The 21,065-nt window shown below is 33.8% G+C and carries 20 protein-coding genes and 1 tRNA gene; 2 read left to right on the top strand and 19 right to left on the bottom strand.

The features are described 5' to 3' along the window. Nucleotides 1–13 precede the first annotated feature (13 nt). Nucleotides 14–1,165 carry a hypothetical protein gene (locus GQ47_RS13625; protein ID WP_051951526.1) on the bottom strand — a complete coding sequence of 384 codons (1,152 nt, stop codon included), beginning with the start codon at nt 1,163–1,165 and terminating at the stop codon, nt 14–16. Between the two features lie 349 nt (nt 1,166–1,514). On the opposite strand from GQ47_RS13625, the gene GQ47_RS13620 reads away from it, so the two are divergent. Both GQ47_RS13620 and GQ47_RS13615 read left to right on the top strand, forming a co-directional pair. Beyond that, the gene (locus GQ47_RS13620; protein ID WP_035649293.1) at nt 1,515–2,084 is read left to right on the top strand and encodes a hypothetical protein; all 570 of its coding nucleotides are present in this window, start codon (nt 1,515–1,517) and stop codon (nt 2,082–2,084) included. Nucleotides 2,085–2,139: 55 nt separating this feature from the next. Then, nucleotides 2,140–2,841 (top strand): hypothetical protein, encoded by a 702-nt coding sequence (locus GQ47_RS13615; RefSeq protein WP_035649290.1) that lies wholly within the window; start codon nt 2,140–2,142, stop codon nt 2,839–2,841. Between the two features lie 386 nt (nt 2,842–3,227). On the opposite strand, the gene GQ47_RS13610 is transcribed toward GQ47_RS13615, so the two are convergent. The 18 genes from GQ47_RS13610 to GQ47_RS13520 form a co-directional block, all read right to left on the bottom strand. After that, complete coding sequence (locus GQ47_RS13610; protein WP_081909353.1) at nt 3,228–4,388, bottom strand: IS3 family transposase; 1,161 nt, start codon at nt 4,386–4,388, stop codon at nt 3,228–3,230. Nucleotides 4,389–4,803: 415 nt separating this feature from the next. Beyond that, nucleotides 4,804–6,120, bottom strand: a complete 1,317-nt coding sequence (locus GQ47_RS13600) for a site-specific integrase (RefSeq protein ID WP_035649284.1) — start codon at nt 6,118–6,120, stop codon at nt 4,804–4,806. 281 nt (nt 6,121–6,401) lie between these two features. Continuing rightward, nucleotides 6,402–6,486 (bottom strand) — tRNA-Ser (locus GQ47_RS13595). A 139-nt stretch (nt 6,487–6,625) separates the two neighbouring features. After that, nucleotides 6,626–7,024, bottom strand: coding sequence for an acyl-CoA thioesterase (locus GQ47_RS13590; RefSeq protein WP_035649282.1), 399 nt, complete (start codon nt 7,022–7,024; stop codon nt 6,626–6,628). A 3-nt stretch (nt 7,025–7,027) separates the two neighbouring features. Next, nucleotides 7,028–8,158: a 3,4-dihydroxy-2-butanone-4-phosphate synthase gene (gene ribB / locus GQ47_RS13585; RefSeq protein WP_035649279.1), complete on the bottom strand. Its 1,131-nt coding sequence runs from the start codon at nt 8,156–8,158 to the stop codon at nt 7,028–7,030. A 5-nt stretch (nt 8,159–8,163) separates the two neighbouring features. Further along, a complete protein-coding gene (locus GQ47_RS13580; RefSeq protein WP_035649276.1) occupies nt 8,164–9,615 on the bottom strand; it encodes an LptF/LptG family permease in 1,452 nt (483 codons plus the stop codon). Between the two features lie 7 nt (nt 9,616–9,622). After that, nucleotides 9,623–10,315, bottom strand: coding sequence for an outer membrane lipoprotein periplasmic chaperone LolA1 (locus tag GQ47_RS13575; protein ID WP_238567983.1), 693 nt, complete (start codon nt 10,313–10,315; stop codon nt 9,623–9,625). Nucleotides 10,316–10,322: 7 nt separating this feature from the next. Further along, nucleotides 10,323–12,788 (bottom strand): DNA translocase FtsK, encoded by a 2,466-nt coding sequence (locus GQ47_RS13570; protein ID WP_035649273.1) that lies wholly within the window; start codon nt 12,786–12,788, stop codon nt 10,323–10,325. A gap of 15 nt (nt 12,789–12,803) precedes the next feature. Beyond that, nucleotides 12,804–13,178: a diacylglycerol kinase gene (locus GQ47_RS13565; protein WP_012024181.1), complete on the bottom strand. Its 375-nt coding sequence runs from the start codon at nt 13,176–13,178 to the stop codon at nt 12,804–12,806. Between the two features lie 13 nt (nt 13,179–13,191). Further along, nucleotides 13,192–13,689, bottom strand: coding sequence for a thiol peroxidase (gene tpx / locus GQ47_RS13560; RefSeq protein WP_035649269.1), 498 nt, complete (start codon nt 13,687–13,689; stop codon nt 13,192–13,194). 350 nt (nt 13,690–14,039) lie between these two features. Further along, nucleotides 14,040–14,297: a DUF6952 family protein gene (locus tag GQ47_RS13555; RefSeq protein WP_008462029.1), complete on the bottom strand. Its 258-nt coding sequence runs from the start codon at nt 14,295–14,297 to the stop codon at nt 14,040–14,042. A 110-nt stretch (nt 14,298–14,407) separates the two neighbouring features. After that, nucleotides 14,408–14,716 carry a thioredoxin family protein gene (locus GQ47_RS13550; protein ID WP_035649266.1) on the bottom strand — a complete coding sequence of 103 codons (309 nt, stop codon included), beginning with the start codon at nt 14,714–14,716 and terminating at the stop codon, nt 14,408–14,410. 225 nt (nt 14,717–14,941) lie between these two features. Beyond that, nucleotides 14,942–15,580 carry a peroxiredoxin gene (locus GQ47_RS13545; protein ID WP_035649265.1) on the bottom strand — a complete coding sequence of 213 codons (639 nt, stop codon included), beginning with the start codon at nt 15,578–15,580 and terminating at the stop codon, nt 14,942–14,944. Between the two features lie 125 nt (nt 15,581–15,705). Continuing rightward, nucleotides 15,706–17,319, bottom strand: a complete 1,614-nt coding sequence (locus tag GQ47_RS13540) for a glycoside hydrolase family 3 protein (RefSeq protein ID WP_035649263.1) — start codon at nt 17,317–17,319, stop codon at nt 15,706–15,708. 2 nt (nt 17,320–17,321) lie between these two features. Next, the gene (locus tag GQ47_RS13535) at nt 17,322–17,771 is read right to left on the bottom strand and encodes a GNAT family N-acetyltransferase (RefSeq protein ID WP_035649261.1); all 450 of its coding nucleotides are present in this window, start codon (nt 17,769–17,771) and stop codon (nt 17,322–17,324) included. A gap of 22 nt (nt 17,772–17,793) precedes the next feature. Further along, entirely contained in the window at nt 17,794–18,135 is a 342-nt protein-coding gene (locus GQ47_RS13530) for a hypothetical protein (RefSeq protein WP_035649259.1), read from the bottom strand. A gap of 21 nt (nt 18,136–18,156) precedes the next feature. After that, complete coding sequence (locus GQ47_RS13525; RefSeq protein ID WP_035649257.1) at nt 18,157–19,431, bottom strand: MFS transporter; 1,275 nt, start codon at nt 19,429–19,431, stop codon at nt 18,157–18,159. Then, nucleotides 19,418–20,989: a glycoside hydrolase family 10-like protein gene (locus GQ47_RS13520; protein ID WP_035649483.1), complete on the bottom strand. Its 1,572-nt coding sequence runs from the start codon at nt 20,987–20,989 to the stop codon at nt 19,418–19,420. The genes GQ47_RS13525 and GQ47_RS13520 overlap by 14 nt, the downstream gene beginning before the upstream one ends. Nucleotides 20,990–21,065: the final 76 nt, after the last annotated feature.

Genomic DNA, 21,065 nt, shown 5'->3' with positions numbered 1-21,065 from the left:
TATGCTTGAATGTTTACCGGGGTATGTTTATAATATTTATGCTTTTTCTATCTTTCGTTTCAATCAGCTCTTTGATTTCAACATTATCTTCTTTAAAATGGTCATCCTTATCAACCTCTATATATTTAATTTTTTCCTCATATTCAGGCTGCAGTTCCACTTCCAGTTTTTCCGATTTGTCAAAATCTCTTGCCAGAAGTTCCCACGAGATTCCCATATGTTTCTGTTCAAAATTGGGAATAAACATTATTTCAAAGGTTCTGCTGGACTTCTGGATTAAGGGCTCTTTGTCCAGAGGGTCATACAAAAATTCATTACTATCCTTATATGCCCATAATGTCCGGTTATCATAATGCATTTTTCGTGTAGTTTCACTCATTAAAAAATCTACATAAAAACCATCGCTTATTTTCTTTGCTTCATCTATCTTTAATTTTAAATACCAGTTTTCCAGTGTGACATTTCCAGTATTTTTTACCGTGATTTCTAAAGTGCACCAGCTTTTGTTTATCTCGTTAGATCCATATATCGTGGGTATTGGACCCATCATTTGAAACTGCCTGCTTATAGTGGATATACTTCGGGAAAGTTCAAGATTTGGATTAACATATCTGTATTTTGTAATTAACTTTAAAAATTTTGGTTTTATGATGGTTTGACTTGTGCCATTTTCAAAAGCGACACTGACGTCATATTTTTCTCGAAAGCTGCCATTTCCCAGATACCAATTTAGGGTTTGCCGGTTTTCTTCAATGAGATCAACCATGTCTTCCCAGCAGTACAATAAAATCTCAAAAGAACCATCCGCTTGATTTTTAATATCCTGCAGCCGCACAAACTCTTCTATTTTTGCATCTTTATTTGAACTGGAAGCAATAATATACACACCAAGTTTAGGCTGGAATTTTTTCGCTTTTTCAATTTCCTGCAGTATTTCTTTTTCAGATAGTTTTGCATTAGAATAATCATCTTTGCCTTTAGCCTGAATTCCCCAATATTTTGTTTCCCCTTTAGGAATCCCATATACGTCAACTCCGGCCTGCTCCTGGCCTAAACGTCCATTTTTTTTAATTTTATTGGGAATCTTCCAGATTTCCCCCCAGAGTTTTTTACAAAGAGATTCAAAATCCTGCCAGTTTTCTGGTTTTCGTAGTGTTTTTTGCAAAGCTTATTTTTATTTTTCTGTTAAGGCATTAAAGAGGTGTGCTTGAATAATCTGTTAAACAGATCTATAGTGAGTATTGATAGAGCTAAGTTAAAAATAAATTTTCATTCGTTAAGAAGTATGAAATTGAATATTTTAAACATGCAAAATGCTGGAATTGCCCAAAGCAGATCCATTAAAAAGGCTTATCGATGCTTTGTGCAATTTGGGTTTTATTATATGCTATATTTGTCTGCTTTTTCTATATTTGATTTCTGCAGTATATTATTTGAAATTGCTGTTTGCTTTACTATGAAATTGTCTTTGAAGCAGCACTATTTTTAGAACTGAATAAACTAATTGTTTTTTTATGGCTTTTGAATTTGATAAACCTTTGGAGAATATTGTTGGCGTGATAACCATTTTATCAGCATTGATCGGATCGCATATCTGGGCATATAAGTATGGTTTGAAACAATCTGCCAGAGATTTTAAATTGAAATCTATAGAGAATAAATATGTTCTGATTTATGCACCATTAAGGAAATTACTTCTGAATAAACATCTGGCAACAGGAATTGCAATTTTATATCCCAGATTCTCGCAGAGGTTTAAAAGGGCAAAGCCTCATTTTATGTGCTTTAATTTTAAGGAGGGACGTAAAAAGCTTTTTGATAAATTTGGAAATAAACCTGTTACAGAAATTGAGTATGGAGGTGCTTTTCCATTGGTAGAAATGCAGGAAATCATTCAAGATAATATTATGTGGGCGGATAAAAAATTAGTACTGCTGCTGCAGGATGCAGATCGATCCGGATATGAGCTGTATTACTCTCAGGGTCATAAGGATGAAACGCTGCTTACTGATGAGGAAAAACAGCTTTGTGATTATATTTTTGACCAGTACGATAATTTGAATAAAAAATTTATCAGCCGTTAGTAATCAGTAACGAATCTGTTTTTAATTTAAAAAAAACACACTAAAAGTCTGTCTTATGGATATAATTGGTATTAGCAGAAATATAATAGACAATATTGAAAAGCTGGACGATATAATCGATTCATATTTTGAGCCAGTTAAAGATTTAACTGATACGGCTTCAGATGTTTTCGCGCCTGTAAAGGCAGTCAATGCATTGTATACCTTCAATAAAAAGAGAAAATTTAAAAAGTTCCTGAAGTCCTATGCTTTGAGTTTAAATGAGTATGGATCAAATGCGCTCAATGATGCCGAAAAATTGAAAACATATTTGAAAGATGAAAAAAACTTTAATTTTTTGACCGATACGATAGAAAATGCAATAAATTCTAAATCAGTATTTGGCTCAATGATATTAGGATATTATGCTGGCCAGATTTTGTCTGAAGCAAAAGCAGTTAACTATAAAGATTTAATTATTATTGAAGGCATAAAAGAGCTAAACGATATTGAATTATCCTGTTTTGTAAGGATTTATAATAGAGCGGACCTGTCTAAAATGGTTTCTTTCGAGGAACTAAAACTTGGCGGATATGAATTCTTTTCTAAATTGGCCATAGAAAAATTAATTCAGTTGAGATTCATAATTAAAGACCATAATGTTTATCATGGAAGCAGCCTGAGTTATAATTTTACATCTACCGATATAGCCGAGGATGTATTTTTTCTTATAAGGGATATTGGAATAAATGATGAACTGCTGAATTATCAATATTAGTTTTTTTAATTTATTTAAATTCGATTTTAGTTAGAATTCTCAGTTGTTAGCGTGAATGTTTTATTTGTAATAAATCAGAAATAAACTAATTTTTCGCTTCATTAAAACAACCAATTTGTAGTACATAATGAATAATTTACACGTTTTCTAATTATAAGTATGATACTCTGCAATTCGAACCTTGGTAGAGAAAAGTTTGATTTTAATCAATTTAAGAAGCATTTGAAAGTTATGTGCTACGAGAACGCAACAAGACTTGGAGCAGTAGATTGTTTGTAAATTAGTACTAGCTTTTTGCAACAGAAAAGGTATCAATTCTGTTAAATAAAGAAATAAAAACATTGTTAATTATATCAAAGTGGATTAAAAAGCAAACTAATTGCTTTTTACGGAAGATATTGTTTTTGGAATTCTTCCATTGTTAAATATTCAAGAGCTGAATGTCTTCTGCAGGTGTTGTAGAAATTTTTGATATAATTGGTGACTGATGTTTTTGCTTTTTTTATGGATGCATATTGGTTCTGATAAATTAGCTCTGATTTAATTGTCTTGAAAAAGCTTTCAGCAACTGCATTATCGTAGCAGTTTCCTTTTCTGCTCATGCTTTGCGTAATCTGATCATTTTGCGATAAAATGTACACAAAGGCTTTGCAGGCGTATTGGATTCCGCGGTCTGAATGAAATATTAATTTTTGGTTTCGAATTAATGGACGGTTGCGCAAGGCTTGCTTAAAAGCGGCTATCGTTGTATCTATTGCTTTCATGGAGTTGCTTATGGACCAGCCTATAACTTTACGATCGAAGAGGTCTATTACTGCGGTAAGGTATACCCAGCCTTTCTTAGTCTGGATGTAAGTAATGTCAGATACCCAGACTTGGTTTTGGTTTCTAACTTTAAATTCTTGATTTAATAAATTGTCAGCGGCAGGATATTTGGGAGAAGAGATTGTAGTTCTTTTGAACTTTAGTTTTGTGACCCGTTGAAGATGATTCTCTATCATTATCTTTCCAACATACGTGCGGGATACATTTATGCCTATCGCTGAAAGTTCTTTGGTTATTCTTATGCTTCCGTACCTTCCTAGGCTCCAATGATAAATTCTTAGAATTTCAGATGTTATAAATATTTTTCTTTCAGCTCTGCTCGTAGATAGGTCTTTCCTCCATCTGTAGAAACAGCTTGGATCTACCTTGAAAATTTTACACATCTTAATAATTGGAAATTTTTCACAGTTTTCCATGATGAATTTATAGCGAAGCCGTCTTTTCTGTAAAATAATTCCTGCGCTGCTTTCTAAGATATCCTTTTCTATCTGAATATTTATGATTTCTTTTTTTAATCTTATTAATTCTTTTTGGTTAGCATCTAAATCTGATTTTTTCTCGAGGGTCAATTTTCCTTCCTTGTAAAGTTTTTTCCAATGTTGGAGGCTATTTTCACTGATGCCTAGGTCCTGGGATACAGTTAATACACTTTTATATTGATTACTGATTGTGACGGCACAAATTTTAAATTCCAACGGCCACTTTTTTCGAGTATTTTCCATGGTTTCAAATTTATAGAGTGATGAATTGTTTTGTAACTATTTATTCTTACAATTTATCAAAATAAATTTAATCAATATTTCTAAAACCGCCTTAGCTTTTTGTGGCAAAAAAGGTATCACCTCCAGCCGGAAAGTGCACCGATTCTGCACCTTTAATTTTGTGAGGATTTGTAAATATTGAAAACAGGCCTAAAATAAAAAAAACCTGCAAATCCTTGAATTTGCAGGTCTTCAGACATTTTTTATGGCTTTTTGAAAAGATTGAAAACTTTAAGTTTTCCGCCTTTTTGGCCTTTCCGTGGGGAGAGCAGTACTCGAACCCATGAGGTATCATTTTAACATTTTAAAGATGCTAATATTTGGATGTTTTTTAAATTAATAGTTCTTACAATTCGTGTATTGGTTAGACTCCATTTTAGTGATAAAGTGATGCATTTTTATATTTACTTTTAATTAATTGAATTTCTTTTTCAAGTTTCTCAAGAGTGGTTAAATCTTCTTGAGAAATCTCATTTGTATGCTGAGTGAGTTTTTGATTTAGTATGGACATTTCTCTTCCTATAGTTGTCTGCTCTGTTATGGCATAAGCTTCTGTCTGTTTGACAGAGGAGTGCCCGAGCAGCTCTTTGACCACGTTAATTGGGACATTATTGTTCAAGGTTACCGTGCTTCCAAATGTACGGCGCGCCATATGGGTATTAAGTGGGAAAGGAAAACCGCACAATACGGCAATTTCTTTAAGGTAGCCATTCATTTTCTGATTGGAATAAACAGGCAGCAGAGTCCCTCGTTTGATGCAGAGAGGATGATCTTTATATTTTTCAAGAATTCTGGCAGCATGAGGGAGGAGCGGAATCTTTGCAGTTGAATTAGTTTTCTGCCGTTCAGAGATAATCCAGGGTTTTCCATCTACTCCGTCTTTTATATCCGCACTTGTGAGCTGGTAGGCATCAATGTATGCAAGCCCTGTGTAGCATTGGAATACAAAAATGTCGCGTACTATACTGAGTCTTTCTATTGAAAACTGATGGGCTTCCAATTCGGCCAATTCTTTTGCAGAGATAGGCTTTTTTACAATTTTAGTTTTTTTGCCTTTAAAGCTTTTAAAAGGGTCTTTTTCAATAATTTCTTTATCAAGTGCACGAATGACAATTTTTTTGAAGTTGGCAATGTATTTAAGGGTTGTATTATTGCTGCATTTGCGCACAGACCGCAGGTAAAACTCTAAATCTTTTACAAATTCAAGATCTAGATCTGCAAATTCAAAATCATCAGCATTATACTTGAACTTTATAAAATTGGACACGTGGTTTTTGGTTATGTTAAACCTTTCCAGCGTTGCACCGGTGTAACCATTGCCTATAAGGGCTTTCAGTTCATCATTATGTTTCTGAAATTCTTCCAGCACTTTTACTCTCGGCGTTATTCTTCCCATCACGTGATCCATGATTTTTTGTGCGGTTATCGGTTTTCCGCTGTAGAGTATCTCAGTTTTGATATCGTGGATTTTCGAGGTGAGCGAGTCCAGAAAAAAATTAAGTGATTTTGCGTCTTCTTTTGTTCCGACTGCTCTTTCAGTTTTCTGGTTCCATCGCTCCAGATCCCATTGGCGTCTTGTGGATGCTTCTTTAGGAATGCCGTCAACGGTGATTCTGAAATAAACGGTTCTAATTTTACTCTCATGTCGGGGAACTTTCAAGAAGAAAATTAACCCAAAGCTGTTCTCTAGCATAATTCAATTTATTAGATTAGTAAATGTAGAATTATAACCTTATTTAAACAAGATGTAAACGTGCTTAACCCCTTTGATATCGGGACTTAAGATAAAATCTTGTGGCACACTTTTAAAATCTTAGCCTGCGCCACGAATGCGCCACGAAGATTTTGTCTGTTTTTGAAAATATTGAAAAACGGTATAAAATAAGAAACCCTGCAAATCGTTTGATTTGCAGGGTTTTCCGTGAATTTTAGCCTTTTTTGTAAACTTTGAAAAGTCTCTTTTTAAGCTCTCAGCGGAGAAAGAGGGATTCGAACCCCCGGACCTGTTACAGTCAACAGTTTTCAAGACTGCCGCATTCGACCGCTCTGCCATTTCTCCAGTATGTTGCTATCATTTGCTGATTGCGAGTGCAAATATAAGACGGTTTTCCGATTATAAAAACTTTTTTAGAGGTTTTTTTTAAGTAATTTTCAAGTGTCTAGTTATCAGTGTTTACAAAATGAGTTTTTTGAAAATTTTATTCTAAATCGTCTAAAATTGGCACTGGTTTTTTGTTTTCATCGACAGCGACAAAGGAAAAAGTTCCTGAAACTACAGTTTCACGAAGTTCAGAATACATTTGCTCCATGAAAATATCGACATGAATTTTACAACTTGTTCTTCCAACACTAATTACTTTTGCAACTAATTCAATTAAAGTTCCGGCCGGAATTGCTTTTTTGAAATCAATTTGACCAGTTGAAATGGTTACAACTTTTTTACGGCTGAAACGTGTCGCACAAATAAAGGCAACTTCATCCATGAGATGAAGCGCTGTTCCTCCAAATAAAGTGTCATAATGATTGGTTGTACTCGGGAAAACGGCTTTAAAGATTCGTGTTTCCGATTTTATAATTCTTTCTTCTATTGTTCCCATGAATTAGTAATTTACGTACTCAGTTATCTCCAAACCATATCCAATCATTCCAACACGTTTTGTTTGCTGTGTATTTGAAACTAATCTGATTTTTGAAATATCAATATCATGAAGAATTTGGGCTCCAATTCCGTAATCTTTACTATCGATAATTATTTTTGGTGCTTTTAATGTTCCTTCTGACTGCAAAGCTTTAAGTTCAGAAATTCTATTTAATAGATTAACTGCAGTCATGTCCTGATTAATAAAAATAATAGCTCCTTTGCCATTTTCATTAATAACTTTAAACATATCGTCTAATTGCTGTTCGGCATTGTTTGTTAAAGTACCTAACAAATCATTGTTAACTTGTGACGAGTGGATCCGGGTTAAAATAGGTTCGCCTAAGTTCCATGTTCCTTTTGTTAATGCAATATGGATTTGTTTATTTGTAGTTTGTTCGTAAGCTCTCAGTCTAAAAGTTCCAAAACGGGTTTCAATATCAAAATCTTCTTTTTTAACAATCAGACTGTCATGCTGCATTCGGTAAGCGACCAAATCTTCAATTGAAACTAATTTTAAATTGAATTTTTTTGCTACTTCAATAAGTTGAGGCAAGCGTGACATTGTTCCGTCTTCATTCAAAATTTCGCAGATAACGCCAGCAGGTTTAAATCCCGCTAGTCTTGCAAAATCAATTGCAGCTTCGGTATGTCCAGTTCTTCTTAAAACACCACCTTGTTTTGCAATTAATGGGAAGATATGTCCAGGACGAGCTAAATCATGAGGTTTTGTATTGGCGTCAACTAACGCTTGAACCGTCTTTGATCTGTCTGCTGCAGAAATACCTGTTGTAACTCCGTGGCCTTTTAAATCTACAGAAACTGTAAAAGCAGTTTCCATATGATCTGTATTATTGGTTACCATGGCACGTAAATCAAGTTCTTTACAACGACTTTCTGTCAGTGGTGTACAAATTAATCCACGTCCGTGCGTAGCCATAAAGTTGATCATTTCAGGAGTCACTTTTTCAGCTGCAGCCAAAAAATCACCTTCATTTTCACGATCTTCATCATCGACTACAATGATAACTTTACCTTGACGAATATCTTCTATAGCTTCTTCAATGGTATTGAGTTGTATTTTTGTTGACATAATTATTATTTGTTTTTAGCAGTAAAAAACCGCTCGGAAATTTTTTGAAATAGTTGTGATATTGGCGTTGTTATTGCGTCAAAATTTATTAAACCATTATCGTTTGTTGCACGATAGGTTAATAAAATGGCCAATGGGGATAGTATAAAAGATGACATCCATGATCCTAAAAAAGGAGTCATACCGCCTTCTTGCGAAAGTCTTTTTCCAAAAGTATTGATGAAGTGGAAAGTAATAAAAATTAATACCGCAAATACAATAGGTAATCCTAATCCACCTTTACGGATAATCGCGCCTAATGGTGCTCCAATAAAAAACATTAAAAAACACGCGAAAGCAATCACAAATTTCTCATATAATGCGCTGAGATGTTTGTTGATTTCACGTTGCTTATCTTTTAAATCTTTTTGTGTTGCTTCAATAGAATAAACATTGCTGGTTACATTGCTGCTCGCCATTTTTAGAATATCTAATTTTTGCTTATTGTTATATAATGATAAAAGATTGTTAGGTAATTGCTTTTTCTTTATATTGGTTTTGACTGGAATTGGGATTTTTTTGATTCCCACGCGTTGATTGATGTTTTCTGAAAAAGAAATAATTTCATTATCCAGATTTTTATTTAAAGAGTCAAGAGTGTAGCGTAATTCATTAACATTCAGCATTCCATTGGTGCTGTTTACACTTTCTTTATCTTCATCAACTTTATTCAGTTCCGATAAATCAATATTGATGATTTGCTTTTTAAAGGCCGCTTTTACAAATGGAAGTTTAGCTCGGTCTTCGTATTTTTTTGGTGTAACATCTTGATAATAATAACCATCATTCAAAACCAGTTTCAAGATACTGGATTTTTCATTACTGATTAATTTACCATTTTTAGCTTTAATAACGGTTTTGTTTTCACCGACATTATTATTTTTCTCATGGATCGTTACGCCGGTCAGAATATTTCCGTTTTCGCCTGATTTTTTATTTACCTTAATATTATAAGTGCCAACATCATTAAACTGGCCTTCAGCAATTGCCATGGCAGGTTTAGCCTGTGCAATATTTTTTCGGAAATTAACAAATTTATACTCTGCGTACGGAATTACATTATTGGCAAACCAAAATGCAACAATACTTAAAACACAAATAAATACAATTAGAATACGCATTGCTCTCTGAAGTGAAATTCCAGAGGATTTCATAGCAGCAAATTCATAATTTTCGGCTAAGTTTCCGAAACTCATAATTGAGGCTAATAATACAGATAGCGGTAAAACTAACGGGATAATTCTCGGCATTGAGAATAATAAAAATTTCACAACCAGAATAAGATCAAGATCTTTACCAGCAAGTTCTGCGATAAAAAGCCATACTGTTTGAAGTATGAATATAAAAAAAAGGATTACGAATACCGTAGTAAACGTAATCAGAAATGTTTTTAGTAAGTATTTGTCTAAAATTTTCAACCCGTAATTAATCTAATTTGTTGATGTAGTATTTTGGATATTTGCTCGCTACAAAGGTAAATTGATTTTTTGATAAAGGCTGATTGGTTTTAAAAGAATTAACGGTTAAAGTTGTTTTTGTTCCGTTTTTTCCAGTTTCGATCAAATTGTAAATGTGTTTTGTCTGAACGTCAATGCCTAAAAGAATTTCTTTTCTTTGATCTTTTCCGCTTGTCGGAACTAATTTTATGTACTGAATTTTTCTCCCCTTAACATTCTGAACAATATCCATGTTGTATTTGTATCCAGAATTAAAGAAAGTAAGCATTTTTGAAGGCGTAATAGCATTGTCATCTTTCTCATTGACTTTAGAAATAGTAACTTCTTCGTCTTCAGGATTTATTGTATAGGTTTTTTGCCCGTCGAATATTTTAGTAACACCCATGAAATTCAAAACATATTGATTTCCTTTCATTGTTACATTTCCTTTACTGTCTTGATTAATGTTTTCTTTAGCATTATTCAAAGAGTATTTAAAATCGATAACAATATTGTCGTAACTTTTTATTTTAGTCGTTACTTCGTTCAATAAATCTTTGGCTTTTTTATCCTGAGCCTGAGTTGAAGTGAAGCTCAAAAGCAATATTGCGGCTATTTGAAAACACTTTTTAGTCATGTTAGTGATAGAATTGTTTCTGATTTCCTGAATTTTCGTTTTCATGATGGGGTTAATTTTGTTCATTATTAAAAAATTGATCAAGAGCACTTAAGTCTAAAATGTTCACGCTTCTTGCTTTACTGCCTTCAAAAGGGCCAACAATTCCGGCTGCTTCCAATTGATCAATCAATCGTCCGGCTCTGTTGTAGCCTAATTTTAATTTTCTCTGCAGTAATGAAGCAGAACCTTGCTGTGCATTGACAATAATCTCTGCAGCTTCTCTAAATAAGGTGTCTCTTTCGGAAATATCTATATCAAGATTGATGCCACTTTCTTCTCCAATGAACTCCGGAAGCAAATATGCTGTGGCGTACGCTTTTTGTCCGCCAATAAAATCTGTAATTTTTTCAACTTCAGGAGTGTCAATAAATGCGCACTGTACACGCACAACATCGTTTCCATTTGTGTATAATAAATCTCCTCGTCCAATCAATTGATCAGCACCTTGTGTATCCAAAATTGTTCTAGAGTCAATTTTTGAAGTTACTCTAAAGGCAATTCTGGCAGGGAAATTGGCTTTAATCAAACCTGTAATTACGTTTACAGAAGGTCTTTGTGTAGCAATAATCAAATGAATACCAATAGCACGCGCAAGCTGAGCCAAACGCGCAATCGGAATTTCGACTTCTTTTCCTGCAGTCATAATTAAATCGGCGAACTCATCGACAACCAAAACGATGTAAGGTAAAAATCGGTGGCCAGCTTCTGGATTTAATTTTCTTGCTTTGAATTTATCGTTGTATTCTTTAATATTACGAACCATCGCATCTTTTAATAAAGAATAACGATTGTCCATTTCAGTACAAAGCGAATTCAAAGTATTGACAACTTTAGCGTTATCAGTAATAATAGCATCTTCAGTGTCAGGAAGTTTAGCTAAATAGTGTCTTTCAATTTTATTGAAAAGTGTAAGCTCTACTTTTTTCGGGTCAACCAAAACAAATTTTACTTCTGCTGGATGTTTTTTGTATAAAAGAGAAGTCAAAACCGCATTCAATCCAACCGATTTTCCTTGTCCAGTAGCACCCGCCATCAATAAGTGAGGCATTTTAGCTAAATCAACAACAAAAGTTTCGTTTGAAATTGTTTTTCCCAATGCAATAGGCAGTTCCATTTCAGCTTCTTGGAACTTAGCGGCTCCAATAACGCTTTTCATAGAAACCATAGTTGGGTTTTTGTTCGGAACCTCGATACCAATTGTTCCTTTTCCTGGAATTGGCGCAATAATACGAATTCCTAAAGCGGATAACGAAAGCGCAATATCATCTTCTAAACTTTTAATTTTAGAAATTCTGATTCCGGCTTCCGGTACAATTTCGTATAAAGTTACTGATGGTCCAACGGTTGCTTTGATTTGAGCAATTTCAATTTTGTAGTTACGTAAAGTGTCTACAATCTTGTTTTTATTTTCTTCTAATTCTTCTTGATTGATGGTAATTCCGCCCGTCGAATATTCTTTTAATAAATCGATGGTTGGGAATTTATAATTCGACAGATCTAAAGTTGGGTCAAACAATCCAAAATCAGCAACTAGGCGAGAAGCTAGGTTTTCTTCGATAATATCTTCTTCTTCTGCTTTTTCAATTACAAACTCTTCAGTATGAACTGGAGCTGTAACGGTGGCAGGGTTGATATTCATTTGAACAGGTTTTAAAACCGGATTTAGATCAATTTCTGACGAATTTGAAATAGTTGGTTTCAAAGCTTCTTTGTTGATTTCGAATTGAGAGTCAACTGTTTTTAAGTGAATGTTATCCAATTCAGGATCTTCTTCTTCCTCAATTGCAAATTCTTCTAAATTATAAGCACTTTCAGGTTGTAGTGGTTGTTGTTGAATTGGTTTTATAGACTCTAATTCTGAATTGAATTCCTTTTTAGTTGAATCAAAATAAGACTGAATTTTTTCAGGAGATACTTTTATTTTGAAAATCAAATAAACGATCAGTCCAAAAAGCAAGCTAAGTAAAGTTCCTGTTTTTCCGATGTAATCCTGAAGAAAAAGATTTAACTCATAACCAATTGTTCCTCCTAATTCTGGCGCTGATGTAGCGAAAAAACCAAAAAGAACAGAAACAACAATCATAGCAAATAAATCCCAAAACCAAGTGTTTTTTAATTTTTTGGTCGAAAGTTCCAATGCCAAAAACAATCCAGTCAAGAAAAAGAGACGGACAAAAATGAAAGAAGCAATCCCGAAGCCTCTGTAAACAATAAGATCAGCAAGAAAAGCCCCGAATTTTCCGAGCCAGTTCTGTACTACTTCGTCTCGGTCACCAAGACTGTTGACAGCACTTTGGTCTGTCTGCCATTGTCCGTTAACGTAAAACGAAATAAACGCAACCAATAATGCGATTGAAAAGAGTACCAAAAGGCATCCCAAAACAAACTTTTGTTGTTTGGTTAATTTCCAAGACCTAATGTTCTCGACTTTTGATTCGGTTTTTTTCTCTGCAGTTTCTTTTTTTGTTTTTGCCATTCTTGCGTTCCTTGCCTATATAAATTTTGGGATATAAATAATTAAGCCAATCGCTATTGCTGTCATTGCTGCAAAAAATACCGCTCCGGCAGCAATATCTTTAATAAAACCGATTCGTCTGCTATAATCTGGATGAATAAAATCGGCAATTTTTTCAACTGCTGTATTCAATCCTTCAACACTTAAAACTAAGCCAATAGCCAATGTCTGGCAAAGCCATTCGGTTTGTGAAATATGAAAATAAAAACCAGCTATGGTCATGATAATTCCCAATGAGAATTGAACCATAACACTGTGTTCTGTTTTAATCAATTTTACAGCTCCTTTAAAAGCATAAGTAACACTTTTTAAGCGACCTGTAACAAATGTATTATCTTTTTGAAACTCCATTTATTGGAAAATATTATAGTGCTGCTAAAGCTGCTTCGTAATTTGGTTCGTTTGCAATTTCTGCTACTTGTTCTGTATGAAGAACTTTTCCGTCAGCATCAACAACAATGATTGCTCTTGAGTGTAAACCTGCTAATGGTCCGTCAACGATTTCTAATCCGTTTGCTTTACCGAATGCACCAGTTTGGAAATCTGATAAGTTTACTACATTTTCTAAACCTTCAGCACCGCAAAAACGTTTTTGAGCAAAAGGTAAATCTCTTGAAATACATAAAACAGTAGTGTTTTCTAATCCGCTTGCGCTTGCATTGAATTTTCTAACAGATGTTGCACAAGTTCCTGTATCAACACTTGGGAAGATATTTAAAACTAATTTTTTACCAGCGAAATTGCTTAATGAAGCAACTGATAAATCGTTTTGTACTAATTTGAAATCAGCTAATTGTGATCCAACTGCTGGTAATTCGCCTGATGTATGAACTGGATTTCCTCCTAAAGTTATTGAAGCCATGATTTTTGTTTAAATTAATGAGGTTCAAAAGTAAGGATTAATATTTGAATCTAAAAGTATTTGTTAAGGGTTTAAGGAGAGATTAAGGAGGCGAATTTTTATCTTAGTTTTTGTATAGATTGTACGCGGATGACACGGATTTGCTTACGCAAAAACGCGGATCTAAACGGATTTTTTTTTGTTTCATACGTAATGATAAAGAGAAAAAAATCCGTTAAAATCCGTGACTTCACGAAGTGAATCCGTGTCATCCGCGTGCCATTTACCACAATACAAAAAAAAGCGTCCCTAAAATTAGAAACGCTTTCTCAGTCATGTTTTTTTGTTTTTTATTTGAAAAAGAGGCCGATTTATTTATCGATTGAACCTAAAACACGTTTCATAAACGTATTTAAAGCTTCTTTTTTATCTGTTCCTTGTGCAACCAATTTTTGCACTTCAAGAGCACCGTACATGTTTGAAATCAATTCGCCAATTACATCTAATTCTTCATCTTTTAGAGAAGGAATTTCGGTCATAGCTTCTAGAACTTCGATCGTTTCAATGATATAATCCTGATCGTTTTCTTCGATGAATTGCGTTAAATGCTTTATTACTGGTAATTTCATAGTTTAGACTTCTTAGATTTTTAGACATTCTTAGACTTCTTAGACTTTACTTTAAAATTTTTAAAACATCTAAGAAGTCTAAAAATCTAAGCCAGTCTAACGATCTAAATTTAAGCAATTGCGTTTACAAGATCGATTAAAACTTCTTGTTTGTTAGTCTGCGTTTCGCCAACTAATTGCCCATTTACGAAAGTTGCAAATGTTGGCAAGTTGCTCACATTAGCTAATTTTCTTGATTCAGGAGAATTTTCTGCATCAACCAAAACAAAAGGGATAGCTTCATTTTCTGTTGCTAATTTTTTGAATTTTGGTTTCATAATACGGCAATTCCCACACCATGAAGCTGAATATTGGACTACTACTTTTTCATTTTTAGCAACTAAATCTGCTAACGTATCTTCGTTTAAGTCGATTAACATAGTTTTATTTTTTAAGACACTAAGTTGCTAAGGTTCTAAGATGCTAAGTTTTGCTTCTTGAACCGTATAACTTTATGTGGATTTTTGATGGATTTTTTAAGTCGTTGAGATTCTAAGATCTAAGTTTAATCTTAGAATCTCTCGACTTTTATTGTAGAATTTTATGTAAGATTCAAAAGTTAAGTTAAAGAACTTAGCATCTTAGAACCTTAGTATCTTAGCAGCTTAATTAGCGCTTAAGTATTCAGCAGTACTTAGTCTGTCTGCAGACATTGCTTCTTTACCAGCTTCCCAGTTTGCAGGACAAACTTCACCTTTTGTTTGGATGTGTGTGTAAGCGTCAACCATTCTTAAGTATTCGTTTACGTTACGTCCTAATGGCATATCGTTTACACTTTCGTGGAAAATTTTTCCAGTTTCGTCAATTAGGTAAGTAGCTCTGAAAGTTACGTTTGAACCTTCGATGATAACTGAATCCGTTTCTTCGCTGTACTCTGTAGAATCAATATCTAAAATTCCTAAAATGTTAGATAAGTTACGGTTTGTATCCGCTAAGATTGGGTAAGTTACACCTTCAATTCCACCATTGTTTTTTGGTGTGTTTAACCAAGCAAAGTGAACTTCGTTAGTATCGCAAGAAGCACCAATTACGATAGTATTTCTTTTTTCGAATTCTGGTAATGCAGCTTGAAAGGCGTGTAATTCAGTTGGGCAAACAAAAGTGAAATCTTTTGGGTACCAAAACAATAATACTTTTTTGTTGTTGTTTACTGCTTCTTCAAAAATGTTAATTTTTAAATTGTCACCCATTTCTGAGATAGCATCTACTGCAATACTTGGGAATTTTTTTCCTACTAAAGACATATTTTTCGTTTTACGTTAAAAATTTATTTCTGGTGCAAAAGTAGGGTATAAGCACAGGTACTTACAATAAGATGTGATTATAAAAATTTATAAGTTGATAAATTTTGACTATTTAATGTTTTAACTTATTGGATATCAATATTTACTGGCAGAATTCCGTTTGAAGAAATTTTTTCTAAAAATTGAATTCCTGCAGTTTTCTGAAATTCTTCAAAATCCTGATACGCCTGAATCAATCCTGAAGCCTTTTTAAGATTAAGAATTATTGGTAAAACGTATGGATTTCCGAAAACATAAACAATACATTTTTTGGATTGAAGTAAATCAGAAAGTAAGTCTAAAACTTCATTGTCAATTTCGAAATTGTTCATTGGCTTTGCCTTTGGAACAAATAATGAAATGATAATAGTTTCAAAATTTTCTAATTCTTTTTTGATTGATGAAATATCCGAAACTTCTAAGTTTTCAAAAGCAAATTCCGGAGAAGTCAATTTTGAATTTAAAGTTTTAAAGAAAGTGTTTTCGGTATTTTTATATAAACTCAGTTTGGCAAGTTTGTTGTTTTTCTGCGCTTCAAAAGCTAATTCTGCACTCGAATTATCAATGATTTTAGTAATTGAATTTTGAGCAACTTCCAGATTTAATCCTGATGTTTTGCTAAAATCTAATTCGCCCGAAGCAGCAGTATTTCCAGAAAGAATTCCGGCTTTTTCTTTCGCTTTCATGATTCGGTTAAAGCTTTCTTCGATGCGTTCTGGCGAAGCATTTTTCAGAATTTCTTCAATTCCTTCCGGAACATTTTCAGCGAAGCATAAAACATCGTTTCCAGCGTTGAAAGCTTCCCATTCTAAATGCCCTTTGGTTTCGTAAAGTTTAGAAACGCTGTGCATATTCAAGGCATCAGAAATTACCAAACCGTCATAACCTAATTTATCACGCAATAAATCTTGAATAACAGCTTTTGATAAAGTTGCCGACGTATCTTTTCCGTCATTTAAACTCGGAACTGCCAAATGTCCAATCATAATCGAATCGACATTGTTTTCAATTCCTTTTATAAATGGATATAATTCCTTTTCTAATAATTCTTCTAAAGTTTCCTTTAAAACAGGCAATCCTAAATGCGAATCAACATTGGTATTTCCGTGTCCGGGAAAATGTTTCAGACAGCCTAAAACACCAACTTCTGACATTCCTTTTAAATATTCAACAGAAAAATCGGCTACTTTTTCTTTGTTTTCACCAAAAGAACGATAACCAATAACCGGATTATTCGGGTTATTGTTGATGTCTGCCAAAGGCGATAAATTATACTGAATTCCGGCTGCTTTTAAATCCAATCCGATTTGTTTTCCAACTTCAAAAACCAAATCAGATTTGTTTTCCGGCAAAGCACCAAGCGTAATTGCATAAGGATATTGAGGTGTTTTTTCGATACGCATTGCCAAACCCCATTCCGCATCAATACTAATTAAAAGTGGAGTAGAAGCTGCCTTTTGATAACGAACAATTAAGGCTTTGATTTTCTCGTAACTGTCATCATTAAAAACAACTTTTTTCTTGCTTTCATAATTCGTCGCAGCGCTCGCACGACTGTGAAAAAAAGTCAATCCACCAATGTTATGTTCTTTGATTAAACGTTCGGTTTCCTGAATATTTTCTTCGGTATCGTTTATAAAAACAGCAGGAAAAAAGAATTGTCCCACTTTTTGGCGTAATGCTTCGGCAGTAATTTTCATTATTATAAAGTCTTTTTCATACAAACACTATTATCCATTTTTTCGTAAGGCGGATAATTTGGAATTATGGTATAATTTAATTTTTGATATAAGTTGATGGCTTCGGGCTGATTTTTTCCGGTTTCTAAAATAGTATAAGTATAACCTACTTCTTTGGCCCAGATTTCTAATTCGGCTAAAATTTTTGATGCAATTCCTTTTTTTCGAAAATCAGGATGAACATACATTCTTTTGATTTCGGTTTTATCGCTTTCTTTTTCACGAAAAGCGCCACAACCAACAGGAATGTCGTTTTCGTAATAAACAATCGTATGTTTTATTTTATCGGTTTTGTTAAACTGATTGTAAAACGCATGATCATCTCCGTCTCTAATTGCCAGATCTTTATCTAATAAAGCAACGAGATTTATAAAATCGATATCATCTGAATTGGTTCGTTTTAAATTACTCATCTTGTAGCAGTTTAAAAGTATTTTATTTCAGTTTAGCCTTTTTCTGCTTAGCCAATTGTTTTTTGGTTTCAATTGCCTTTTCTAATCGGTTTTTAAAGCGGAAAAGTTTTGGCAATCCTTCCAATCGATCTACGAGTGTAATTTCCTCGTAAACAATAATTGCTTTTTCTAAAATCCTGATTTCATTTTCAAGATCAAGCTGATTTTTGTAGATCGTTGCTAATCGATCGTAAGGATGATTTCCTTTAAAGCTTTCTGCTACATTTTCCTCATACAATTCAATTGCTTTTTCAAGATTTCCGTTTTTTTCGAACTCAGCTCCTTTTAAGTTGCGTTCGGCCTGCAAATTTTCATTGATTTCCATAGGTAAAAGTTTGATTTGGGGTTAAACTTCTTCTGATTTTTTCCCAAAATCTTTTGGGAAAGTTAAAAAACGTGATAAAATAAGACCTGGTATTGTAGCTATAAGAACCCAAACAAAAAAGTTGTCATAGCCTAAATATTTCTGAATATAACCGCTCAGCATTCCCGGAAGCATCATTCCTAATGCCATAAATCCAGTTGCAAGTGCATAATGCGCTGTTTTTGATTCTCCTTCGGCAACGTGAATCAGGTACATCATGAAAGCTGTAAAACCAAAACCGTAACCAAATTGTTCTAAAATAACAACGATATAAATGTAATAAATTGATGTTGGGTGAAAAAATGCCAATAAAATAAATCCGATAATAGGTAAATGCATCGTTAAAAACATCGGAAACATCCATTTAGTAAGACTTTGTTTCGAAATAGCGATTCCGCCTAAAATTCCGCCTAGAGTCAAAGCTCCAACGCCAAAAGTTCCATAAATAATTCCAACAGCTTCGGTGTCTAATCCCATTCCGCCTAATTCTTTTCCATCCAATAAAAATGGAGTAAGCATTTTAAGTAATTGCGATTCTCCTAATCGGAAAACCAGAATAAAAGCCAAAATTAATCCGATTTGTTTTTTCTTAAAGAAACTGATGAAAACCGTGATGAAGTTTTGATTTTGATGTTTTTCTTTAGTGTCAGCAACAGCGTTTATTTCATTTTTTGGAGTAAAAATAAAATTGTAAGCTGTAATGAAAGTCATTAATAAACCAACACAAATCATAGTATATGACCAAGCTTTTGTGTTGTCACCATATTTATGTTCTAAATATCCAGCAAAAAGTACTACTAATCCATTTCCGGCAAGCATTGAAAGTCTATAGAAAGTGCTTCTAATTCCGATAAAGAAAGATTGTTTGTCTTCTGGCAAAACCAATAAATAGAAGCCGTCAGTTGCAATATCATTTGAAGCTGAAGCAAAAGCGGCAACCCAGAATATGGCTAATGAAAGTATGAAAAATCCATTGAACGGAATCGCGAATCCGACCAATAAAAAGGCAATTGAAATTAATAACTGCATCGATAAAAACCATTTTCTTTTGGTTCCAACCAATTCGATAAGCGGACTCCAAAGCGGTTTTACCACCCAAGGAAGATATAATAAACTGGTATAAACTCCAATGTCTTCATTTGAAATCCCCAGATTTTTGTACATAATTACCGAAACGGAAATAATTATAGCATAAGGCAGTCCAGAAGCAAAATTAAGAAGCGGAATCCAGAACCAAGGTTTATTATCTGTTTTCATTAGGTTGATTTGGTGTATAGTTTTTAAATGGCTTTTTTAAATCTAACGCAGTTGGCGTGCTTTCGTTGGCAAAATAATCAATAAAAGTGAAAGCACAGGCTTTAAAAAGATTTAGTTTTCCTCCAGCAATCGAAAAAGTGATTTTTCCGTCAACTTCTTTTACAGTAACTTTTTCAACGATTTTTGTAGCATCGTTAATATCAATTTTTGAAACGTGGTCGCCACCATAAAGCACCATATAACGCACTTTTGTATTTAGCGGACTTTTAATTGTAAAGGTATATTTTATGCTGTCTTTTGTATATTCAAGAACTTGAGGCGTGTCAATAATAACACGTTTTAAATTTGGAACAGCCGCAGGAAGTGCCGGATATTTATATTGATTTTCCTCAAGATGGCGAACGACATCAAAATTTTTATTCATGAACCATTTTGAGCTGAAATAAGCACTTCCGGAAACATTTTTAAAGGTTCTCAAAAAGTCAATTTGAGTTGGGATTTCCTGCATAAAATTCCAGTTTTTGTCACCATCTCCTCTAATTTTATAAGAGGCATGACCAATGTAAATTGCAGTATTATTGGAGTTTTCAGACCACCATTTTACTAATTTCGAATAAGATGCTCTAGGATTATTCATGCTCCAATACAATTGTGGCAGAATGTAATCAATCCATTTTTGATCCATCCATAATATTGGATCTGCATATAAATCATCATAATTTGAAGTCGATTGTGTTTCTGAACCTCTAGGGTCCTGAGATTTATTTCGCCAAACCCCAAACGGACTAATTCCGAATTGAACCCACGGTTTGCTTGCTTTTATGGTTGTAGAAATGGTATGTACAAAGTTGCTCACATTTGCACGACGCCAGTCAGAAAGACTTAAGCCTGCGCCGTATTTTTTGTATGAAGCTGTATCGTTAAAAACTTTTCCAGGAACGGCGTATGGATAAAAATAATCATCAAAGTGAATCGCGTCGATATCATATTTATCAACGACTTCTTTTACGACTTTCGTCAAATGTTCCTGAACTTGAGGTAGAGCAGGATCATAGTAGTATTTTCCGCCGTACTCGATCATCCATTCAGGATGTTTAAAAAGATCGTGTCCCGGACTTAAAAGATTTTTATTCAAATCGAAAGTCGCTCGATACGGATTTAACCAAGCGTGAAATTCAAAACCTCTGTTGTGTGCCTGTTCAATCATCCATGCCAAAGCATCATAATAAGGATTTGGAGCCAAACCTTCTTTTCCAGTCAAAAATCGCGACCAAGGCGCAAATTCAGAAGGATAAATCGCGTCGCCCACGCTTCGAACCTGAACAATAACGGCGTTATAATTTAGTTTTTTATACGTTTCTAGAATTTCAAGATAATCAGCTTTTTCTTTTTCAACATTGTCAGTGGCAGTTTTTGGCCAGTCAATATTAACAACCGTAGCAATCCATACACCTCTGAATTCGTTTTTAGGATGTGTTACATTTTCCTGTGCAGCGGACTTCCATCCAAAGAAAAACAAAAATATTATAGAGTATAGTAAGTGCTGATTTTTATGCATTTCAATCTTTAATTTAACAAAAACCAAAAATAGGTTTAATTTTTTTTCCGCCACGAATTCACGAATTTTATTTTTA

The organism is Flavobacterium sp. ASV13, from assembly GCF_000745775.1.
Lineage (GTDB): Bacteria > Bacteroidota > Bacteroidia > Flavobacteriales > Flavobacteriaceae > Flavobacterium.
Note: the sequence above shows the minus strand (reverse complement) of the source record. Positions and strands in the feature narration are given on the sequence as shown.